Source organism: Pseudomonas sp. AC083 (genome assembly GCF_979253165.1).
Genome location: NZ_CEEDDH010000045.1, coordinates 1 through 428, shown reverse-complemented (window position 1 = coordinate 428; position 428 = coordinate 1). Strand labels below are relative to the sequence as shown.

At 41.6% G+C, this 428-nt stretch carries 1 protein-coding gene; it reads left to right on the top strand.

The features are described 5' to 3' along the window. On the top strand, nt 1–428 hold a 428-nt coding region (locus AC0IXA_RS27165; protein WP_471814863.1), incomplete at both ends, for an isopeptide-forming domain-containing fimbrial protein.

Here is a 428-nt window from a genome sequence, read left to right as displayed (position 1 = left end):
CTTTGAAGCGAAAGTCGCAAAAGGCAAATCAGGTAAAAGCATTCAAAACACAGCGAAAGTAACAGGCGAAAACACGCCGCCAGAAGAGCCATCAACCGAAACAAAAATTGATCCAAGAGATCCAAAGCTTGAATCAGAAAAAACATCTGAGATCTCTCAAAAAGCAAAAGGCAATACAGATGAAAAACAAGTACAGGCAGGCGACACGCTCCTTTACACCATCAAAACAAAAAATAGTGTAGAAGACAGTGTCATCAAAGATCTAGTCATCGCAGATAAACTACCAGAAGGTCTTCAATATGTCGAAGGTTCACTAAAAGTGGATGGACAAGCCGCGACAGATGCAAAAGATGACGATAACGGAGACTACACAAAAGGCACAGTAACCGGTCAATTTGGCGATATCAAAGATACAGACTGGCATACAG